Consider the following 19,786-nt stretch of genomic DNA (forward strand, 5'->3'; position numbering starts at 1 on the left):
GCGTTACAGCGTCGAGGTGAGCAGCCGCAGCGCAGCGAAAGAAGCACTGCCGGGCTCGGCGGTGTGCGTGAGGATGCGCTGGCCGTTGCCTTCGGGCAGATGCAGCACCTCGAACCCGAGGTCGAGGTCGCCCACCTCGGGATGACGGAATCGCTTCGAGCCGCTGGTGCACAGTTTCACATCGTGTCCGGCCCACAGGCGGGCGAACTCGGGGCTGTTCACGCTCAACTCGCCCACCAGCTCCGCGAGACGTCGATCGTCGGCGAACTGCGCGGCCACATACCGCATGGACGCGACCGCCCGAGCCGTCTCATCCGTCCAGTCGACGTACAAGTCGCGTGTGTGCTCATCGAGGAACAACAACCTGAGCAGATTCGGCCGGTCCTCCGCACGATGCGGTGCCTCGCAATCGAGATGTCCGGCCAACAGCCGGTGACCTGCGTGGTTCCACGCCAGGACGTCGTTGAACCGGCCCAGCAGCACCGCCGGCACATCACCCATCGCGTGCAGAAGCAGTTCGGCACCGGGTTTGGCGACCTCGGTCGTGCCCGCGCGGGGACGATCGGCCGGTGCCGGGTGCGCCAGCGCGTAGAGGTGAGCCCGCTCGTCCGAATCGAGCCGCAGGGCGCGGGCGAGCGCGTCGATGATCGCGTCGGAGGCGTTCTGCGACTGCCCTTGTTCCAGCCTGGTCAGATACGTCACCGACACTCCGGCGAGTTGCGCGAGTTCCTCCCGGCGCAGTCCCGGCACCCGGCGCCTGCCATAGCTGTTCACTCCGGCCTCATCCGGGGTGATCCGGTCGCGCCGCGACCGCAGGAACTCCCCCAGTTCGGTCACCGGACGATCGGGTTCGGCAACGTCGATGCCCCCGTGGAGTGAATGTCGTTCCATACACCGATTGTCGCGCACCGGCCGCGGCCCAGCCTATCCCCGCCAGTGGTAGGCACGGCCAGACACCGCAACCGGGGGTGCTGGTTGACCTGCTCGCGTTCCTCGAATCTGAGAGGCATGAGCGAAATCGTCACCTCACCACCACCAGTTCCGGCCGCCGCTTCGAAGGTCTCCATGGCTGCCGGAGAGTTCACCACGGCGCAGAAGGTCGCGATGGCCGTCCTTCTGATGGCGAACTTCACGCTTGCTGTCGACTTCTCCATCCTCAATGTCGCCCTCCCACGTATCGGCACCGAACTCGGCTTCGCCACCTCCGGATTGCAGTGGATCGTCACTTCGTTCGCGCTCTGCGCCGCCGGGTTCACCCTGTTCTTCGGCCGCGTCGCCGACCTGTTCGGCCGCAAGCGGCTGTTCATGATCGGCATCGTCCTGCTCGGCCTCTCCTCCCTCGCCGGTGGTCTCGCGACCGCGCCGCTGCCGCTGATCATCGCCCGCGTCGGACAGGGCATCGCCACCGCGATGGTCACCCCGGCCGCACTGTCGCTGATGACCACGATGTTCCCCGAGGGCCCCGCTCGTTCCCGCGCGCTCGGCCTCAACGGAGCGCTCATGGCAGCCGGTTTCACCACCGGGGCCGTGCTCGGCGGCCTGCTCACCGGTGCCGTGTCGTGGCGGTGGGCGTTCTTCATCAATGTCATCATCGCCGTCGCCGTGGCCGTCGTCGCCCCGTTCGTACTGCGCGAACCCGCCGTCGGTACGCGGCCCAAGCTGGACGTGCCGGGCGCGGTCACCATCACCCTCATGCTGGTCGCCCTCGTGTTCGGTATCGACAACGCCGGACACGCCGGTTGGACGCACCCCGGAACCTGGGGGCCGATCCTGGCCGCGCTGATCCTGTTCGCGGTGTTCCTGAAGATCGAGGGCCGGGTCGCGGAACCCCTCGTCACGCCGTCGCTGCTGAAGCGTCGCAATATCGGCTGGGGCAATACCGCGGGTCTCCTGGCCTTCGGTACGTTCACCTCGCTGGTGTTCCTGCTCACCCTCTACCTGCAGGAAATCCTGGGCTATTCGGCGATCACCGCCGGGCTCATCCTGGGCGTGCTCGGTGTCGGTACCGTGCTCGGCGGTCTCATCGCCCCGAAGGTCATCGGCAGGACCAGCGCGAAGACGGCGATCGTTTCCGGGCTGATCGTCCAGGCTGTCGCGACGTTGCCGCTCGCCTTCGCCGGTGACAGCCGCGCATGGCTTATCCCGGTGTTGATCCTGACATTCCTCGGTGGCGTGGCGAACCTGATCGCGATCGTCGGCTACACCGTCGCCTCCACCGCTGGGGTGCCCTCGGACAAGCAGGGCCTCGCGACCGGGCTGGTCACCATGAGCCAGCAGGTCGGCATCGCCCTCGGCACCCCCGTCATGTCCGCACTGGCCACCGGCGTGGTCGCGACCACACTGCTCCCGGGACTGCAATTCGCGATCGGAATCAACGCAGCCCTCGCCCTCGGCACCGCGATCCTGATCTCCCTGTTCCTGCACCTGCCGAAAACTCGGGCCATGGCAGATGCCTGACCGGAAACCAGGTGAATACGGACAGGGCACAACCACGTTCGGCCCGGTACGCGCAGCGCGTACCGGGCCGGGCCGGGCCCCGCCGACCGATGCCCCGCGACCAGGCATCGGTCGGCGGGGCCGATTCGGCACGACGGGCCGTCAGCGACCCGAGTGGCGAGCGATCCAGGGTGTCCGCGGTCCTGCGCACCGACACCCGCCGTACCCCGATTCCCGGCTCGCTGCTCGAGGGTCCGCACTGCGCCCGAGGCCGTCACTTGTCGACACCCGGTCCACCGCTGCGGCAAGCGAACTGAGCACCCGGTGAAACATTTCGCAGCGCCGGCCCGAAGTAATGGCGTGCGGACTACCGGCCGGCCCGTGTCTCGATGGGCCGGAACAGCTTTCTCCCGCCCTTTCCCGAAACCCTGCGCGTGCGAGACGCGCTGGATCACGGGCCGGTCGGCAACGCCGTAGTCGAGGAAAATCCCGCCAGCGATTGAACGTTCGACAGGAGAAGCAGTGGTCGCGACAAAGGGCTATGCCGAACGGCCGATAACACTCGTGCCGATCGTCGGTGCGAGTTTCGCGCTATGGCTCGGGCGGAGTCTGTGGGACGCGATACGCAAACCCGCTCCCGGACGCCACGGTGTGGAGGTCCCCGCCCTCCCGGAGATCGCCTTGGAGCCCGCCTTCGACCGGAAGAAACCGGTGGTGTTCCGGGGTACCGCTGCCGCCTGGCCGGTCTTCGGCGACTACCAGCCCGAGCAAGTGCGGGAGAAGTACGGCACCGAGAAAACATCCGCCCTGCTGAGTACGAGCACGGTGTTCACCCGGGAGACGCCCCGGGCAGCCACCGAGGCAGGCCTGCTGGCAGAACAACTTCCGCTTCGGGTGGGCGTCCGGTCGCAGAGTTCGGCCACCGGCCGCGTCTGGATGGGACAGGCGGGCGATCTGACACCGCTGCGCAACGAGCCGTGGCACGGGCTGCTGGTCCAGCTGCACGGCAGCGAACGCGTCCGGCTGTTCGCCCCCGACGAGTACAAGAATGTGTACGGGCGGATCCCGCGCGATATCGCCGATACGTACACCGATCTCCCGGCCGACGAGTTCGACCCGGATATGGACAGCTATCCGCGCCTGCGCAATGCGTCCAGCTACGACGTCGTACTCGACCCCGGGGACATGCTGTACATCCCGGTGTTCTGGTGGCATCAGGTGGAATCGGTGGACGCGTCGATCTCCTACGTCGCCCGGTACAACCCTCGGTACCTCGAGTTCGCGCGGGCCGCGTTCTTCCCGCAGACGATACGGTCGGTACTCCGGGGCGCCGCGCGGCTGAAATCGGTGCTGCGCCGGCAGCCGGCAGCCGGCTGAGATACCGGCCTGCCCGTCCGGCACGCTTCGTGCGGACGGGCAGACCCCGGCAGCCGGGCAGTGGCTGCCGGGGCGGCGGTGGGCTCGCCGGTTCGGCGCGGCGAGCCACCGGTGACCCGAGTGGCGAGGGAGCACCTCGGGTCGGCTCTGTGCCGCCTCGGGGCGGCAGGATCCACTACCGTCAACGAGGCCGGCGCTGGTGGAGCACGGCTTCCGCCACGCCGGCCCCCACCACTGCGACTCCGCAGACCAGGGCCGTGAAAGCCTTACTCGCCGGCTTCGACTTCATCGTGGAACTCCTTGTCGCACCCTGGCCTTCGCCGACCGCCCCGATCGGCTCCCGACGTCGGCGACGTTAGTTCGGCTCGCTGTGTGCCGGCTGGGGGCCGAGCTGGGAGTTCGCTGGGAACCGTGTCCCTGCCCGGGCGCCGAGGCATCAGTCGCAGCAGAACGGGCTGTCACACGGCCGGCCGACCTCACTGCCGTAGGCGACCAGATGCCGCACCGGAGCCAGTACCGTTTCGGCGGTGGCGGCGTCCAGCGGCGGCGCCGTGCCCGAATCGAGCCGACCCCAACTGCGCGGTACCTTCTCGATGTCGTAGCGCACCACTCCGTCGACGAACAAGGTCCACAGGCAGTGATCGGGAAATATGTTCGCGCGTAGGACCCACCAGTGGCCCTCCACTGCGGCGGCCAAGGGGAATCGCGGGTGTCCGGTGCCGCGCCACTCCGGACGGGCCAGCGCCTCGGGTTGTGTCATACCGCCTCCTCGGTCCGGCGATCCGACTCACGGTGGCTCATCATCCGGCGGGCGAGCCGAACGATTCCAGGATCGTGTCGACCCGTTCCCGTGCCGCGTGGGCCATCACCGGATGCGTGGTCGCGTAGAGCTTCCCGGACTCGACGGCGGCGAGAATGATCTCCGCTGCCCGGCCGGTGGGCACGATATCCTTCGCCATCTCGGCGATCGCGTCCATCATCGGCGCGAGCTGGGCCAGGACCTCCGGCGGCATCGTCTCCGACTGCTGCGCCGCGCCGTCCGGCGCCGCGAGTTCGGTGAGCCCACGGAACATCTGAGTGTCCACCGGACCCGGGCACACCACTGTGACGCCCACATCCGGGGCGATCAGGCCGAGTTCGCCGCGCAGCGATTCCGAGATGGCGATGATCGCGCTCTTGCTCGCCGCGTAGGGCGCGCCGAACATGCCCACAGTCAGCCCGGCCAGCGACGCGGTATTGACGATATGGCCGTGACCGGCAGCGATCAGGTGCGGGGTGAACACGTGGATACCGTTGACCACACCGCCCACGTTCACCGACCAGACCCTGTTCCAGTTCGCCGGGTCGATGGCCCAACTCGGTCCGCCGGCGCCCACGCCGGCATTGTTGACGACCAGGTCCACCCGGCCGAACGCGGCCAGCGTCCGGTCGGCGAGCGCGCGCACCTGGTCGAGCTCGGCGACATCGGTGGGCACCGCGATCACCTGATCGCCGAGGTCTGCCGCGGTCTGTTCCAGGGCGTCGGCGTCCACGTCGGCCACCGCGACCCGCAGGCCGCGGTCGACCAGTGCGGCGGCCACCGCCCGGCCGATTCCGTTCGCGGCGCCGGTGACGACGCCGACCTGCCCGGCTTCCAGTTTCATGAACCCTCCGCTTCACCCCGTACCCGCCCCAGCGGCGGACGACATCACCATCCTCACGGCCGGCCCGCACCGAGGCATCGGTCCACGGGTTGATTTCCGCATGATCCGCGGGTGGCGCTCATCCGGAAGCATCCTTACCCGGGTAAGGGTGCCGCGCCGCCGATCCACACTCACTCGCGGATGGGCGGATCACCGGTCGCCGATATCATCGGCGACCGAACCGCCGAACAACGGCGGCAGACATCTTTTTCCGTCGGCCAGTCGACGCGCGAGGTTTTCGTAGGCGATATACGCGCGGATCAATTGCCGACGGTTCGGCGCCTCGGGTCCGTCCGATATGAACCGATCGAACGAGATCGTGTACAGGTGCGCCATGCGCGCGAAAACCGAGCCCAGCCCCTCGTGGTGTCGCACCGCGCCTCCGGCGGATTCCCCCAGGACTCGGTGCGCTTCGAAATCTATCGCGAGGATGTGGCGCTGCGCGTCCTCCCATACGCCGGTGAACGGATCCGCGTGGACGTCCATTTCCGGTAGTTCCGGGCCGACCTGTCCCGGAACCCACGTGAGCACCACATCGTCCCAGCTCGGCTGCACTACCGCCATCCGCCGGTGCGCATCGACCAGCCCGGCGACGGAATCGAGCATGGGGCAGCCGAAATCGGCGGCGCCGTGCGCACCGAACTCGGCGGCGCGCGCGAACACGGTCGATACGGTCCGGCAGTCCGGCAACGGTCCGAACTCGCTACGGCCGTGCACAGTTCCCCCTTTTTCTACCGCCACCGCGGCCCCTGTTGAATTGTCGAGATCGGCGCCCGATCATCACGCAGTCGCGCCGACCCCGCCGATCGACGCGCACAGCATAGCGAATTCCACTGTATTCATCAGCGAATCAGAGGACACGAAAGTGATTCGTAAACTGTTCCGCGGCAACGCTTCCGAATGGTCTGTACCGTAATTGTCGCCACTGAATTGCGGGACCGGAAGAAGTCGGACGAATTTCTATTCCGGGTCGCCGCCGACCGATCCGAATCGGATTTGACGCGGCTTCGACCCTGCGGTGCGCACCGCGTCGCCGCCCAGGAGCTCCGCCGCCGCGAACTGCCGGGCGTGCGTCCGAGGGCATGGCGGTAGACATCGATGAAGGCACTGGTGGACGCCCAGCCGCACCGCCCGCCGCAGCCTGCTCCCGCTGGCGGATCTGCTCGCCGGTTCCAGAATTCTCGCCGGCACTCCAGGGAGCTGAGCACCGGCGGGCCCCGGTGCACGCTGGAAACAGCTGTGCCCGGCCGGGTTATCCGGCCGGGCACAGCTGCGACTATCCGCGGACGACGCCGCCAGTGATCAGCCCTTGTGCTTCTTGACCTCTTCGGTCAGCTGCGGGGCGACATTGAACAGGTCGCCCACGATGCCGTAGTCGGCGATCTCGAAGATCGGCGCCTCTTCGTCCTTGTTGACCGCGATGATGGTCTTGGACGTCTGCATACCGGCCCGGTGCTGGATCGCACCCGAGATACCCAGGGCGACGTACAGCTGCGGGGAGACCGTCTTACCGGTCTGGCCGACCTGGAACTGACCCGGGTAGTAGCCGGAGTCGACCGCGGCACGGGACGCGCCCACGGCCGCGCCCAGCGAATCGGCGAGGGCCTCGACCACCGAGAAGTTATCGGCCGAACCGACACCGCGGCCACCGGAGACGACGATATTCGCCTCGGTGAGTTCGGGACGATCACCGGCCACGACGGGCTCCCGGCTGGTGACCTTGACGACGCCGTCTTCCTGCGCGGGGACCTCGACGGTGACCTTCTCACCGGCGCCGGCGGTGGGCTTGGCCTCGATCGAGCCCGGGCGCACCGAGATGACCGGGACATCGCCGGTGGCCTTGGCGTCGACGGTGAACGCGCCACCGAAGATGCTGTGCACGGCCGTGCCGTCGGCTTTCACGTCGATGACATCGACGAGCAGGCCCGACCCGATCCGGGCGGCGAGCCGGCCGGAGACCTCTTTGCCCTCCGCGGTCGCGGCGACCAGCACGGCCGCCGGGGACGCGGACTCGACGAGGCCGGCCAGCACATCGACCTTCGGGGTGACCAGGTAGCCGTCCACATCATCGGATTCGGCGATGTAGATCTTGGCGGCGCCGGCCGCGGTGAGCGCGTCGGCCAGTTTGTCGCCGGTGCCGGAGGGACCCGTCACCACGGCGGCCGGTTCGCCCAGGGCGGCGGCGGCGGTCAGCAGTTCGGTGCTGACCTTCTTGACCGCACCGTCGGCGTGCTCGACGAGCACAAGTACTTCTGCCATTTGTCTCTTCTCCTAGAAGTTGCTGCGGGTGCGGGTCTCAGATGATCTTCTGGCCGACCAGGTACTGGGCGATCTTGGTGCCGCCGTCGCCCTCGTCGCTGATCTTCTCGCCCGCGGTACGCGGCGGCTTCGGGGTGGACGCGGTGACCGAGGTGCCGGCGTTGGCCACGCCCACGGTCGACGGGTCGATACCCAGGTCTTCCAGGGTGAAGGTCTGCACTTCCTTCTTCTTCGCGGCCATGATGCCCTTGAAGGACGGGAAGCGCGGCTCGTTGATCTTCTCGGTCACGCTGACGATGGCCGGGAGCGAGGCCTCCAGCTTGAAGACACCGTCGTCGGTCTCCCGCTCGCCGGTGATCTTCTCGCCGTCGACGGTGAGCTTGCGCAGATGGGTGAGCTGCGGAATGCCGAGGTATTCGGCGATGATGGCCGGGACGGCGCCGGAGCGGCCGTCGGTGGCCTCGTTACCGGCGATGACCAGTTCGACGCCCTCGACCTGGCCCAGCGCGCCGGCGAGCACCCAGGCGGTCTGCACGGTGTCGGAGCCGTGGATGGCCGGATCGTTGATGTGGATGGCCTTGTCGGCGCCCATGGACAGCGCTTTGCGGATGGCCTCGGTGGCGCGATCCGGTCCGGCGGCCAACACGGTGACCTCGCCGCCCTGCGCCTCCTTGATCAGGAGGGCTTCTTCGACGGCGCGCTCGTTGATCTCGTCGAGCACCGCGTCGGCGGCTTCACGATCGAGAGTGAAGTCACCGTCGGTCAGTTTGCGCTCGGACCAGGTATCGGGCACCTGCTTGATGAGTACGACGATATTCGGCATCGGTCTTCGTCGACCTCCTGTTCTGGTTACCTGTGGGGCGGTCGCACGATCTCCAACGGCCGTACGTCCATGTGAGTAGCTCAGGGCGAGACATTACCCTACGTTAAGTTACTGGTGGGTAACTTACGCGGCGGGCGTCCCGGAGGGGCCACCGGGCGTCTCCCGTACCGGGCCGTACCAGTAACCTCGTCGCAATGAGCGAGGCTGTGATTCCCGCCGCACCGGCCGCCGAGGAAGTACTGGAACCGCTGGACGTACTGGAACCGCTGCCGTTGACCGGCGAGCGGACGGTGCCGGGCATCGCGGAGGAGAACTACTGGTTCCGCCGGCACGAGATCGTCTACGACCGTCTGCTGTCGCGCTGCGCGGACGGGGTCGTCCTCGAAGCCGGCTCGGGCGAGGGGTACGGCGCGAATATGATCGCCGGGGTCGCGACGGCGGTGGTCGGGCTCGACTACGACCGGAGCGCGGCCGCGCACGTCCGCGCGCGATATCCACGTGTCGCGATGATCCGCGGCAACCTCGCCACGCTGCCGCTGGCCGACTCCGCCGTGGACACCGTGGTGAATTTCCAAGTGATCGAACATCTTTGGGACCAACTGCAATTCCTGCGGGAATGCCTGCGGGTGCTTCGCCCGGGCGGCGAACTACTCATCAGCACCCCGAACCGGATCACCTTCTCCCCCGGCCGCGACACCCCGCTCAACCCTTTTCACACCCGCGAACTGAGCGCCGCCGAACTCACCGAACTCCTCGTCGACGCCGGATTCCGGGTGGACCTGATGACGGGCGTCCACCACGGGCCGAGCCTGCGGGCGCTCGACGCCAAACACGGCGGCTCGTTCATCGACGCGCAGATCGAACGCGCACTGGCCGGTGAGCCCTGGCCGGCCGAACTCACCGCCGACGTCGCCGCGATCTCGGTCGGCGATTTCGAGCTGACCCCCGAAAACATCGACGCCAGCCTGGATCTGGTGGCCGTCGCGGTGAAGCCTTGAGCGGCAGGACGACCCGCGACGCGGTACCCGGACAGTTCACGCTCGTCCTGCATTCCCATCTGCCCTGGCTCGCCCATCACGGCCGCTGGCCGGTCGGTGAGGAATGGCTCTATCAGTCCTGGGCCGCGTCGTATCTACCGGTAGTCGACGTATTGCGCGCCCTCGCCGCTGAGGGCCGCTCGCATCTGCTGACCCTCGGGATCACCCCGGTCCTGGCCGCGCAGCTCGACGACCCGCACTCCCTGGCGGGTATGCACCATTGGCTGGGCAACTGGCAGTTGCGCGCCGACGAGGCCTCGAAATCCGGGAATACCGCGCTGGGCAGCCACGAACACCGGCTCGCCGCGGCCGCACTGGCCGAATTCGAGCAGAACTGGCGGCACGGCGCCGCACCGGTCTGGCGGCAGCTGCTCGACGCCGACGTCATCGAACTCCTGGGCGGTCCGCTGGCTCACCCGTTCCAGCCGCTGCTGGACGAACGGCTGCGGGACTTCCAATTGCGCGAGGGGCTCACCGACGCACGCCTGCGCTGGGGGCACACCCCGTCCGGGATCTGGGCGCCGGAATGCGGGTTCACCCCCGGAATGGAACAGGGCTACGCCGCCGCGGGTGTGACGCATTTCATGGTCGACGGACCCGCGCTGCGCGGCGACACCACCCTCGGCCGGCCGGTACGCGACTCCCCGGTACTGGCGTTCGGCCGCGACCTCACGGTCAGCTACCGGGTGTGGTCGCCGAAATCGGGCTACCCGGGGCACGGGGCGTACCGGGACTTCCACCACTACGACCACGCCACCGGGCTCAAACCCGCGCGGGTCACCGGCAAAACCGTGGCCGGACCCGATAAAGCGCCCTACGACCCGGACCTCGCCGCGGCCCAGATCGAACGCGATGTGGCGGACTTCGTCGAAACGGTCCGGGAGCGGCTGATCGCCGAATCCGAACGTATCGGGCGTCCGGCGCTCGTGGTCGCCGCGTTCGACACCGAACTGTACGGACACTGGTGGCACGAGGGCCCGCAATGGCTGGCGCAGGTGCTGCGGGCGCTGCCCGAGGCCGGGGTCACTGTCGGCACCCTCGCCGACGCCCGGGACCGCGGTTACGTCGGCGAGCCGGTGCCGCTGGACGATTCGTCGTGGGGCTCGGGCAAGGACTGGCGGGTCTGGGCCGGTGACCAGGTCAGCGACCTGGTCGATCTGAACGAAGAGATCGTGCGGCTCGCGCTCGACACCGCCGCCAAGATGCGCGCCGCGGCGCCGACCGGACGCGACCCGGTCGCCGATCAGCTACTGCGCGAAGCGATCCTGGCGGTGTCCAGCGACTGGGCGTTCATGGTCAGCAAGGACTCCGCCGCCGGTTACGCCCGCGACCGCGCCCACGAGCACGCGCACGCGGTCCGCGAGATCGCCGGCGCCGTCGGTGCGGGCCAGCTCGGCAGAGCGCGCCAATTGGCGGCAGGATGGGCGGTGGCCGACGGAGTATTCCCGGCCTTGGACGCGCGTAGGCTACGCGTCACCCCAGCAGAAGGACCGCGATGAAAATCTTGATGGTGTCGTGGGAGTACCCACCGGTGGTGGTCGGTGGACTGGGCAGGCATGTCCACCACCTGGCGACCTCGCTGGCCGCGGCCGGTCACGAAGTGGTGGTACTGGCCCGGCGACCCACCGGCACCAGCCCGGCCACCCATCCCACCCATTCGTTCGTCGCCGAAGGTGTACTGGTGGTGGCGGTCGCCGAGGATCCGCCGATCTTCGACTTCGGCGAGGACATGCTCGCCTGGACGCTGGCCATGGGACACGCGATGGTGCGGGCCGGTATCGCGCTGGACAAGCCGGGCATCGGCGAGGGCTGGACCCCCGATGTGGTGCACGCGCACGACTGGCTGGTGGCCCATCCCGCGATCGCGCTGGCCGAATACTACGACGTTCCACTGGTTTCGACGATCCATGCCACCGAAGCCGGACGGCACAGCGGCTGGGTCGCGGGCCGGGTCAACCGTCAAGTGCATTCGGTGGAGTGGTGGCTGGCCAACGAATCCGATGTGCTGATCACCTGCTCCGCGTCGATGAAAGACGAAGTCGAACGGCTCTATCGACCCGACCGGGTGCCGGTGCACGTGATCCGCAACGGAATCGATGTGGGGGCGTGGAAATTCCGCACCCGCTCACCGCGCGGCGGCCCGCCCCGGCTGCTCTACGTGGGACGGCTCGAATACGAGAAGGGTGTGCAGGACGCGATCGCCGCGCTGCCCCGGATCCGGCGGGCCCATCCCGGCACCGTGCTGACCATAGCGGGGGTCGGCACCCAGTTCGAGTGGCTGCGCGAACGCGCCCGGACACATCGGGTCGCGCGGGCGGTGCATTTCGCGGGACAGCTCGATCACACCGAACTGCTCGGCTGGCTGCACGGCGCCGACGCGATCGTGCTGCCGAGCCGTTACGAACCGTTCGGGATCGTCGCGCTGGAGGCCGCCGCGGCCGGAACACCGCTGGTCACGTCGACGGCGGGCGGGCTCGGTGAGGCCGTCATCGACGGCGTGACCGGGGCGTCGTTCGAACCCGCGGACGTCAACGGCCTGGTGGAGGCGGCGATCTCGGTACTCGACGATCCCGCCGCCGCGCAGCACCGTGCCTTCGCGGCGCGGGAACGGCTGACCGCGGATTTCGCCTGGGATGTGGTGGCAGCGGAGACCGCCGGGATCTATTCCGACGCCAAGCGGCGGGTGCGCAATCCGCTCGGCCGGCCGGTGATCGTGGAACGACCGCTGCCGGAACGAGATCCGCAATAGCCCGACCGGCCGTCCCGACGCACGGACGTCGGGTGGGCGCAGCGCGGGAGGGTCAGTCGTTCTCGCCGAACGCGAAGATCTCGCCGATCCGGGTGGCGACCACGACCTCGCCCTCGGCGCCGACCGCGGTGCCGGTGGTGCTGCCCTGCGCGCCGGGCAATACATCGGAGTCCAGGGTGGCCCCGGTTCCGGTATCGAAGGTCACCAGGTTCAGCCCCGTGCCGATGGCGGCGGTGACGTACCCGGTGCCGCCCGCGCTCTGCACCGGGCTCCCCCGCAGCGCGAGATCCTTACGTTCCCAGACCCTTTCGAAACTGTTCCCGTTATCCCGCAGCGCCAGCAGATAGCCGTCGTCACCGGCCGGGATGATGAGGCCGTCGTCGGAGACCGAGATACCGCGGCGCGGCTGCCAATCCAGTTGCGCCTCCCACTTGGGGGTGCCGTCGGCGGTGTTCACGGCGATCAGGCGTTTGCTGTTGTCACCGACGTAGAGCGTCGCGCCGTCGGCGGACAGGGCAGGGTCGGTGGCGCTGCCGTCCGCGAGGATCTCGCGGCTCCACTCCTGCCGGACCTTTCCGTCGGCGTAGCGCAGCGCCACCAGAGCAGCCCTGGCTTCGCCGGGTTTGCGGACCGTCGCGTAGATGCGCCCGGAACCGGTGTCCATCGCGGCCACGGTGGCGACGGCGCAGTCCGGGCCGCCGTCACGACAGTCCGCGAGACCGGTACCGGCAGCCGGCCAGTCCAGATCGGGGCTCTGCAGGAAATCGGGCTGCGGCAGCAACTGCTGGGTGGGCACCATCCGTTTGCCGGTCTGCCGTTCCAGGACGTCCACCTGACCCGACTGGGTGATCACCAGCAGATGGCCGTCGCCGGTGAACTGCATACCGGTGGGCACCCCGGCCACCGGGGTGCGCCAGCGCGGCTGACCGAGTTGATTGTCCGATTCCACCCCGCTGTCCAGACCGACGTACACGTTGCTCGCGCCGTCGAGCAGCGTGGGCGAGTAGATGGCATTGGGGCCCAACGGATTACAGAAACGCTTACGTCCCGTGCGCATCTGGTAGGAGAAGATGTCGCATTCCGCGTCGGTGCGGCTGGTGACGAAGATCTGGCCCTCCGAGCCGACCGTCAGCGGCGCGGCGACCGGCCCCCCGACCGGGCGGGACCACTGCAGGCTCAGTGCCCGCGAACCTGCCACCGGGGTGGTACCGCTGTTGCGGCTCTCGTGTCCGGGAGCCGGCCAGCCCAGGCCCCGTCCGACGGTGATGTCGTCGACATCGGTGCCGCACGCGGTGAGCACCCCCATCGCGGCCACCGCCACCGCAAGCCAGGACACGGTCCGTACGCCGCCGCCGATACGCACCTGCTGGTCTCCTCCGTCGTCCTGCTCCCCGGGCCCACCTGTGTGTGAGATTAACGGAAGGGTATAGGCCGGGGCTCCCGAGCACGAAAGTAGGCTGTCGGCAGTAATGGGCACAGGATCCGAGGAGAGACGTTCGTGACGAGCATGTGGGGCGCACCGCTGCGCTCACGGTGGCAGGGCTCCCGGCGACGCGACCGGCGGCAGGCCCGGTTCCTCACCCTCGCCTCGCTACGCTGGGTGCTGGCGAATCGCGCCTACACCCCCTGGTACCTGGTGCGTTACTACCGGCTGGCCAAATTCCGTCTCGCCAATCCGCACGTGATCCTGCGCGGCATGGTGTTCCTGGGGCGCAATGTGGAGGTCCACGCCACCCCTGAGCTGGGCCGGTTGGAGATCGGCCGCTGGGTCCATATCGGCGACGGCAACGCCATCCGCTGCCACGAGGGCTCGCTGCGGATCGGCGACAAAGTGGTGTTCGGCAAGGACAACGTGGTCAACACCTACCTCGATATCGAGATCGGGGAATCCACCCTGGTCGCCGACTGGTGCTACATCACCGACTTCGATCATCGGATGGACGACATCACCCTGCCCATCAAGGACCAGGGCATCGTGAAGAGCCCGGTCCGGATCGGCCCGGATACCTGGATCGCCGCCAAGGTCACCGTCCTGCGGGAGACCCGGGTCGGCCGCGGCTGCGTGCTCGGCGCGCACGCGGTGGTCAAGGGCGAGATCCCGGACTACAGCATCGCGGTCGGCGCCCCCGCCCGGGTGGTGAAGAACCGGAAATCCAGCTGGGAAGCCCAGGCCGCCGCGCGCGCGGCCCGGGAGGCGGCCCTGGCCGATATCGAACGCAAGAAGAACGGGGTCGCGCAGGACGTGTGAACGGCCCTACTGCACCGCGTCCATCTTCTTGACGATCCGCTGCACGGTGAGCCAGGTGCGCGTGGTGATGTCCTTGCCGTAGGCGCGTTCGAGCCATGCCATGAAATTCGGGGTCTTCGGCGTGCTGTTGTCGATCACCGCCAGAAAAGCGCGGGCCTCTGCGTCATAGCCGATGATCGTGGTGAGCGGATCGTCGTCCGCGGGCAGCGCGGGCGCGCCGGGCCTTTTGAAGAAGGTCGTGGTGAGGTAGGTGTCGCGACCGTGGGTGAAACCGGTGAACGGGTCACGGTCGAGCAACTCGCGCAGTTCGGCCTCGGAGCGGATGATCGTCCCGCCCGGAATGCCGAGTTCGGCGTTCAGGGACTCCTGGATCCGATCCTCCAGCTCGGCGATATCGCCTTCCTCGGCGGCGAAGACGATATTGCCGCTCGACAGCACCGAAGCCACCGAGGTGAATCCGAGTCCGGTGAACACGCCGCGCAGTTTCTCGTTGCTCATATTCGGATTGCTGGGCATGATTCCGCGTAGCAATGCCGCGTACACCGTCATGTGGCGACCGTACCCCGGCACACCGACACCCGCCCCGCACATCCAGGGGACGTCGGAGCTCCCGCCCAGCCCCGGCCACCGCTTCGGCCCTGCCGCTCGAACTCCGGTCGGAGCCGGCCGCCGAGCAGCGGGCACCCGGAAACGCCGGTCTCGTGTGCACCGTGCAGTATCCCCCGAGCCCCCTCTGCTGGTTGTCGTCGTTGTCGGCCTCCTGGTCGAGGATCTGACCGTTGCCCGGAGCTCGGGCTCGCCCGTCCGCACCGCATGTCACCGTTTCACATTCGGCTTTTCCGCGGAGCCCAACAGCAGCAACGTAATTGCCTAGGATGGCTGTACTGATCGATATCTTCGACCGGTTCACCCTGCGCACGCCGGGACGGCCGGGGCGTCCGTGCGGTGCCGGAAATCGATATGCCGGATATCGATGCCGATCCGGGAGGGGAAACCTGTGGAAGGCCCGAAATTGCATGGGCTGGAGCCGATCACCGGACTGCTGATCGAGCAGTTGGTCCAACGGCCCGAAGGGCGGAGCCGGCTGCTGCCGGTGGTGGTCGCGGTGGGGCCGCCCGGCAGCGGGAAAACCGTTCTGCTGCACGCGCTCGCAGAGCGTTGCGCGAAACTTCCACTGGCCCGGGTCGATCTGAGCCTGGGCGATCGGGCGCCCCGGGAGGTGTTCGGGGAGCTCGCCTTCGAACTCGGCCGGCACCGACGGCAGTTCGGCCGGATCGCCTTTCCGCAGCTGTGGCTGTGTGTGGTGGCGGTGGGCAGCACACTGCACACCCACGACGACAATCGCCGGACGGCGCTGCAGAATCTGCGTCAGGTCGTCTCCAGCGCCCAGCCGATGGAGGCGCGCAGCAAGGGCGTCACCGATATCCTCGACGCCGCGGGACAGGTGCCCGAAGGATTGTCCCCGTGGGTGGGCATGGCCGTGGAATCCCTGTTGCAGAGCCTGAACCGGCTCAACATCAGGCGTCGGATCAGCCAGGGCCCACGGCTGACCGGCGATCAGATCCGGCGCGAAGACATGCTCATCGACCTCGCCAAATGGGCGCACGGCGACGACGAGTCCCGCGCCGAGGCCGACGCCATCTTCGGTATGGCGTTCCTGCACGATCTGCGGCACGCCTACGCCGGCGTGCGCGGATCGCGGCGCACGCTCAACTCCGTATTACTGCTGGACAATGCGCACACCCCCGCGGGACGACTCTTCCTGCAGACCCTGCGTGAGGCGCGCCGACGCAACGGCGCCGAACCCGATCCGCTGGTAGTCGTCGCCGCCAGCGCGCAGTGGCTGCCGGCGTGGAGCGAATGTTGGCACCGTCCCGGTATCCATCGGTTCAGCGACGACACCGAACGCCGCGAACCCGAACACCGAACCGGGGGTCTCGAGTGGCCCGTCCCGCGCAACCCGCCCGATGTCCTCGCGGACTGGGCGGCGGCGGACAATCCGGCGACCTCCTGGTTCCCGTGGTATCTGGTGGATCTGAGCCGGTTGAGCGCGCAGACCACCGGTGACCTCACCGCCGACCAGCGCATGCGTTCGGTCCCCCGGGTCGCGGCGTTCGTCCGGGGCCTCACCGGCGGAAACGCCGCCGCGACCGTGGACGTCATCGCCGCACTGGGTCAGTCCGGTGCGGACGACGCCCTCACTGGCGCGCGCACCGTTCTCACCACCCCCGTGGGCACCCGGCACGATCCGCTGCCGGAACCGGTCGATGTACCGGGCACCGTGCTCGAGCGGGCCCGCGAGCGGCTCCTGGGCGACTTCCCGGAAGCCGAGAATCTGCGCGATCTGGTGACGTCCGCGGCGGGACGCACCGTGGATGTGCTGTACCAACCGGAGGTCCTGGATTCCACCCTGCCCGACGGCGAAGCGCTGCTGCAGGAAGTACGCAATCGACTGTGGATCCGCACCGTCGACGGTGCGGAACCGGAGATGGTGCTCGACATCTGGTTGCGCCGGATCCTGCTCTGTGAGCTCGCCGACCGCGAACCCGACGATCCGCGCAGCTGGGACGGCGCCCACACGATCTGCCGTGAGGTGTACCGGCGCAAGTTCACCGAAGGCGAGACGGCGGCCGAGGCCGAGGCCCTCTACCACGATCTCGCGCTGGGCCGCCTGGACGGCGCCATCGAATATCTGAGCCGGCCGTTCCTGCCCGGACACTCCGAGTTCGGCCGTACCACCGCCACCGCCTGGCTGTCCGATCTGGATCTGATCACCTCCGCTCCGCGCCGCGTCGACGCCGAGCGAACCCCGTTCGCGCAGGTCGAGGCGATCGTCCGGGACAACGGTCTGGAACCCGAACACGATATGGCCTGGCTGATCACCGCGCTGTGGGTCTCCAACGACCCGCTCGGTGACCCGCAGCGGACCCTGGATCGCACCATCGAGAACGAGTTCCGTCAATTGGCCCGGGGACTCGGCCGCGGGGCGCTGCTGCTGTACGAACGGGCGGAGAGGTACCGATGAGCACCCTGATCCAACCCCCACCGCCCGGCTACCGGAAATGGTGGTGGGTACCCGCCCTCGTCGTGGTGGTAATACTGGTCGTCGGCGCGGTGACCTGGCTGCCCACGGTCTTCCGGTCGGACAACAGCTGCGGAGCGGGGGTCGTCCACAGCGGGCCGAACGACGAATGCGTCGGGATCACCGACGGCAGCACGATCTTCGATGCGGAGCTCACGGATATCGAGCACCGCATCCTCGACGAGAACCGGTCGGTGGAGACCTCCGGGCAACCGTATGTGAGCATCGTGCTGCTGTCGCCGATGACCACGGGCGACAAGCCCGAGCGCATCGCGACCGTGTCCGGTATCCGGCATCGGCTCGAAGGCGCGCATCTGGCCCAACTCGCGGCGAACCGGACCGGAACCTGGGGCGATACACCCAAGATCAGACTGTTGCTGGGGAACCCCGGGATCGAATTCGCCGAATGGCAAACCGCGGTCGGCGCGATCGAGGCACGGCGCGCGGCCGACCGCATCGTCGCGGTCACCGGTATCTCGTTCAGTGTCGACAACGCGTTCCGGACCATCGAACGTCTTTCCGAACTGCGGATACCGGTCGTCGGCTCCACGCTCACCGCGGACGATCTGCCGGCACTGCGCGGATTCCTGCGGGTTTCGCCGTCCGCCGCGGAGCACGCGCGGACCGCCGCCGAGTATCTGTCCACGCTCAGCCGACGAATCCTGATCGTCCGCGACGACAGCCCGGCCGACCATTACGGGCGCACCCTCGCCGAAGCCTTCGCGAGTAGTTTCCCCGACGATCCGCAGCGTTTCGCCGGTAGGGAGGAGATCTACGACTCCGAAATCGGCAACCTGGACAACGCGTTCCATTTCATGATGCCGAATATCTGCCAGAACGCCCCGGACACCGTCTATTTCGCGGGCCGGGCCGCGCACGCACTGCAATTTCTGACCCAGCTCGCCGGACGCCGCTGCGGGGATACCCCGATCCGAGTGGTCACCGCCGACGATATGGCGTACTACCGCCTCTCGGACAGCCCCGCCCGGATGGCGTTGGGGACCGAGGTCTCGGTGCTGTACACCGGACTCGTCCATCGGCAGGCTTGGCAGGACCACCCGGAGCTGTTCAATCCGTACTCCGTCGAACAGTTCTCGCTCGGCTGTACCGGACCCGTCTGCTATCGGGACCTCTCCGACGACAATCTGGACGACTTCGCCGCCGTCATGGAACACGACGCCGCGGTGACAGCTGTCGAAGCGATCCGGCGGGCGGCCGGATACGCGGCGGACAACGTGCAATCGGACCAGGTCCTCCAGGCGATGAACAGCCTGCACGACCAGACCGCGATCCTCGGGGCCAGCGGAGTGCTCTCGTTCGACGAGAACGGCCTGCCGACGAATAAGCCCATTCCGATCCTCGAGGCATTGGACGGAGCGCCACCGCGATATCTCGGACTTCCGTAACCGGTCCGATAACAGTCGAGACCCGGCGGCGCGGCCTACGGCGTCGGCCCGGCGGAGACCGCGCGGCGAGCGATGCGTTCGTTCAACCGGATTCGCGCGGACGGCCACTCGTCGGCCAGGATCGCGTGGACGACCGTATCCCGGCGAGTGCCGTCGCGACGGCGGCCATGCCGGCGGAGTACGCCCTCCTCGACCGCCCCGAGAGCGGTGACGGCCTTGCGGGACAGCAGATTCCGATCGTCGACGGTGAACTCCGCCCGGACCGCGCCGAGGGTGGCGAAGACATGGTCCAACAGCAGCAGTTTGCTCTCCGGGTTGCAGACGGTGCCGCGCACCGCGCGCGAGTACCAGGTGTAGCCGATGGTGACCCGACCGTGCTGCTCGTCCATGTTGTAGAGCGACGTGGTTCCGACGATCCGGCCGTCACGCAGATCCACCGGCACCAGCACCTGACGACCGGAGGACAGGGCGGCGGCGACCGTTTCCGGTGACGGCGGCTGCGATTCGATGCCGTAGGGGAAGTAACGCAGTGTTTCGGGATCGTCGTGCGCGGCCGCCAACTCGCCGGCATCGCCGGACTCCAGCGGGCGCAGCAGTACGTGGTCGCCGCGTAGCGTGGGTGGACGCTGCCAGTACTCGCTTCGCATCGTTGTCCTCATTTCCTCCGGGACCAGTTCACGGGGTCCT

Annotated in this window: 17 protein-coding genes; 8 read left to right on the top strand and 9 right to left on the bottom strand. The window is 68.2% G+C overall.

The genetic code is table 11. From position 1 onward, the window contains the following. Positions 1-3: 3 nt before the first annotated feature. Positions 4-891 carry a helix-turn-helix transcriptional regulator gene (locus OG804_RS15175; RefSeq protein WP_328398011.1) on the bottom strand — a complete coding sequence of 296 codons (888 nt, stop codon included), beginning with the start codon at positions 889-891 and terminating at the stop codon, positions 4-6. 117 nt (positions 892-1,008) lie between these two features. On the opposite strand from OG804_RS15175, the gene OG804_RS15180 reads away from it, so the two are divergent. Further along, on the top strand, positions 1,009-2,457 hold the full coding sequence (locus tag OG804_RS15180) for an MFS transporter (RefSeq protein ID WP_328398013.1): 1,449 nt from the start codon (positions 1,009-1,011) through the stop codon (positions 2,455-2,457). A 501-nt stretch (positions 2,458-2,958) separates the two neighbouring features. After that, positions 2,959-3,813 (top strand): cupin-like domain-containing protein, encoded by an 855-nt coding sequence (locus OG804_RS15185; RefSeq protein ID WP_328398015.1) that lies wholly within the window; start codon positions 2,959-2,961, stop codon positions 3,811-3,813. Between the two features lie 436 nt (positions 3,814-4,249). Here the strand turns inward: OG804_RS15185 and OG804_RS15190 are convergent, their stop codons facing one another. The 5 genes from OG804_RS15190 to OG804_RS15210 all read right to left on the bottom strand — a co-directional run bounded on the left by OG804_RS15190 (position 4,250) and on the right by OG804_RS15210 (position 8,577). Next, entirely contained in the window at positions 4,250-4,573 is a 324-nt protein-coding gene (locus OG804_RS15190) for a hypothetical protein (RefSeq protein WP_328398016.1), read from the bottom strand. Between the two features lie 40 nt (positions 4,574-4,613). Next, positions 4,614-5,456, bottom strand: a complete 843-nt coding sequence (locus OG804_RS15195; protein WP_328398018.1) for an SDR family oxidoreductase — start codon at positions 5,454-5,456, stop codon at positions 4,614-4,616. 189 nt (positions 5,457-5,645) lie between these two features. Next, positions 5,646-6,212 carry a hypothetical protein gene (locus OG804_RS15200; protein ID WP_328398020.1) on the bottom strand — a complete coding sequence of 189 codons (567 nt, stop codon included), beginning with the start codon at positions 6,210-6,212 and terminating at the stop codon, positions 5,646-5,648. 585 nt (positions 6,213-6,797) lie between these two features. Then, positions 6,798-7,754 carry an electron transfer flavoprotein subunit alpha/FixB family protein gene (locus tag OG804_RS15205; protein WP_328398022.1) on the bottom strand — a complete coding sequence of 319 codons (957 nt, stop codon included), beginning with the start codon at positions 7,752-7,754 and terminating at the stop codon, positions 6,798-6,800. A gap of 37 nt (positions 7,755-7,791) precedes the next feature. Further along, entirely contained in the window at positions 7,792-8,577 is a 786-nt protein-coding gene (locus OG804_RS15210; protein WP_328398024.1) for an electron transfer flavoprotein subunit beta/FixA family protein, read from the bottom strand. A 194-nt stretch (positions 8,578-8,771) separates the two neighbouring features. On the opposite strand from OG804_RS15210, the gene OG804_RS15215 reads away from it, so the two are divergent. Genes OG804_RS15215 through OG804_RS15225 form a run of 3 tightly spaced genes read left to right on the top strand, consistent with a single transcriptional unit; the run spans position 8,772 to position 12,363 of the window. Beyond that, entirely contained in the window at positions 8,772-9,575 is an 804-nt protein-coding gene (locus OG804_RS15215; RefSeq protein WP_328398026.1) for a class I SAM-dependent methyltransferase, read from the top strand. After that, positions 9,572-11,113, top strand: a complete 1,542-nt coding sequence (locus tag OG804_RS15220; protein WP_328398028.1) for a glycoside hydrolase family 57 protein — start codon at positions 9,572-9,574, stop codon at positions 11,111-11,113. Before OG804_RS15215 ends, OG804_RS15220 begins: the two co-directional genes overlap by 4 nt. Then, complete coding sequence (locus OG804_RS15225; RefSeq protein WP_328398030.1) at positions 11,110-12,363, top strand: glycosyltransferase family 4 protein; 1,254 nt, start codon at positions 11,110-11,112, stop codon at positions 12,361-12,363. Before OG804_RS15220 ends, OG804_RS15225 begins: the two co-directional genes overlap by 4 nt. Positions 12,364-12,415: 52 nt before the next feature. Here the strand turns inward: OG804_RS15225 and OG804_RS15230 are convergent, their stop codons facing one another. Continuing rightward, positions 12,416-13,726, bottom strand: a complete 1,311-nt coding sequence (locus OG804_RS15230) for an outer membrane protein assembly factor BamB family protein (RefSeq protein WP_328398032.1) — start codon at positions 13,724-13,726, stop codon at positions 12,416-12,418. Positions 13,727-13,870: 144 nt separating this feature from the next. Between OG804_RS15230 and OG804_RS15235 the strand changes: the two genes are divergently transcribed. Continuing rightward, a complete protein-coding gene (locus OG804_RS15235; protein WP_328398416.1) occupies positions 13,871-14,611 on the top strand; it encodes an acyltransferase in 741 nt (246 codons plus the stop codon). Positions 14,612-14,617: 6 nt separating this feature from the next. Here OG804_RS15235 and OG804_RS15240 read toward each other — a convergent pair whose 3' ends face one another. Further along, positions 14,618-15,160, bottom strand: coding sequence for a DUF1697 domain-containing protein (locus tag OG804_RS15240; RefSeq protein ID WP_328398034.1), 543 nt, complete (start codon positions 15,158-15,160; stop codon positions 14,618-14,620). A gap of 448 nt (positions 15,161-15,608) precedes the next feature. Here OG804_RS15240 and OG804_RS15245 point away from each other — a divergent pair, with 448 nt between their 5' ends. Both OG804_RS15245 and OG804_RS15250 read left to right on the top strand, forming a co-directional pair. After that, positions 15,609-17,636: a hypothetical protein gene (locus tag OG804_RS15245; RefSeq protein ID WP_328398036.1), complete on the top strand. Its 2,028-nt coding sequence runs from the start codon at positions 15,609-15,611 to the stop codon at positions 17,634-17,636. Further along, positions 17,633-19,099, top strand: a complete 1,467-nt coding sequence (locus OG804_RS15250) for a hypothetical protein (RefSeq protein WP_328398038.1) — start codon at positions 17,633-17,635, stop codon at positions 19,097-19,099. The genes OG804_RS15245 and OG804_RS15250 overlap by 4 nt, the downstream gene beginning before the upstream one ends. Before the next feature lie 35 nt (positions 19,100-19,134). On the opposite strand, the gene OG804_RS15255 is transcribed toward OG804_RS15250, so the two are convergent. Beyond that, complete coding sequence (locus tag OG804_RS15255; RefSeq protein WP_328398040.1) at positions 19,135-19,746, bottom strand: GNAT family N-acetyltransferase; 612 nt, start codon at positions 19,744-19,746, stop codon at positions 19,135-19,137. Positions 19,747-19,786: the final 40 nt, after the last annotated feature.

Source organism: Nocardia sp. NBC_00416 (assembly GCF_036032445.1).
Taxonomy (GTDB): domain Bacteria; phylum Actinomycetota; class Actinomycetes; order Mycobacteriales; family Mycobacteriaceae; genus Nocardia.

Bases quoted from the DNA above. Each gene is read 5' to 3' on its own strand.
- OG804_RS15175 (WP_328398011.1), bottom strand. From the start codon at position 891: ATGGAACGACATTCACTCCACGGGGGCATCGACGTTGCCGAACCCGAT.
- OG804_RS15180 (WP_328398013.1), top strand. From the start codon at position 1,009: ATGAGCGAAATCGTCACCTCACCACCACCAGTTCCGGCCGCCGCTTCG.
- OG804_RS15190 (WP_328398016.1), bottom strand. From the start codon at position 4,573: ATGACACAACCCGAGGCGCTGGCCCGTCCGGAGTGGCGCGGCACCGGA.
- OG804_RS15195 (WP_328398018.1), bottom strand. From the start codon at position 5,456: ATGAAACTGGAAGCCGGGCAGGTCGGCGTCGTCACCGGCGCCGCGAAC.
- OG804_RS15205 (WP_328398022.1), bottom strand. From the start codon at position 7,754: ATGGCAGAAGTACTTGTGCTCGTCGAGCACGCCGACGGTGCGGTCAAG.
- OG804_RS15210 (WP_328398024.1), bottom strand. From the start codon at position 8,577: ATGCCGAATATCGTCGTACTCATCAAGCAGGTGCCCGATACCTGGTCC.
- OG804_RS15215 (WP_328398026.1), top strand. From the start codon at position 8,772: ATGAGCGAGGCTGTGATTCCCGCCGCACCGGCCGCCGAGGAAGTACTG.
- OG804_RS15225 (WP_328398030.1), top strand. From the start codon at position 11,110: ATGAAAATCTTGATGGTGTCGTGGGAGTACCCACCGGTGGTGGTCGGT.
- OG804_RS15235 (WP_328398416.1), top strand. From the start codon at position 13,871: ATGTGGGGCGCACCGCTGCGCTCACGGTGGCAGGGCTCCCGGCGACGC.
- OG804_RS15240 (WP_328398034.1), bottom strand. From the start codon at position 15,160: ATGACGGTGTACGCGGCATTGCTACGCGGAATCATGCCCAGCAATCCG.
- OG804_RS15250 (WP_328398038.1), top strand. From the start codon at position 17,633: ATGAGCACCCTGATCCAACCCCCACCGCCCGGCTACCGGAAATGGTGG.
- OG804_RS15255 (WP_328398040.1), bottom strand. From the start codon at position 19,746: ATGCGAAGCGAGTACTGGCAGCGTCCACCCACGCTACGCGGCGACCAC.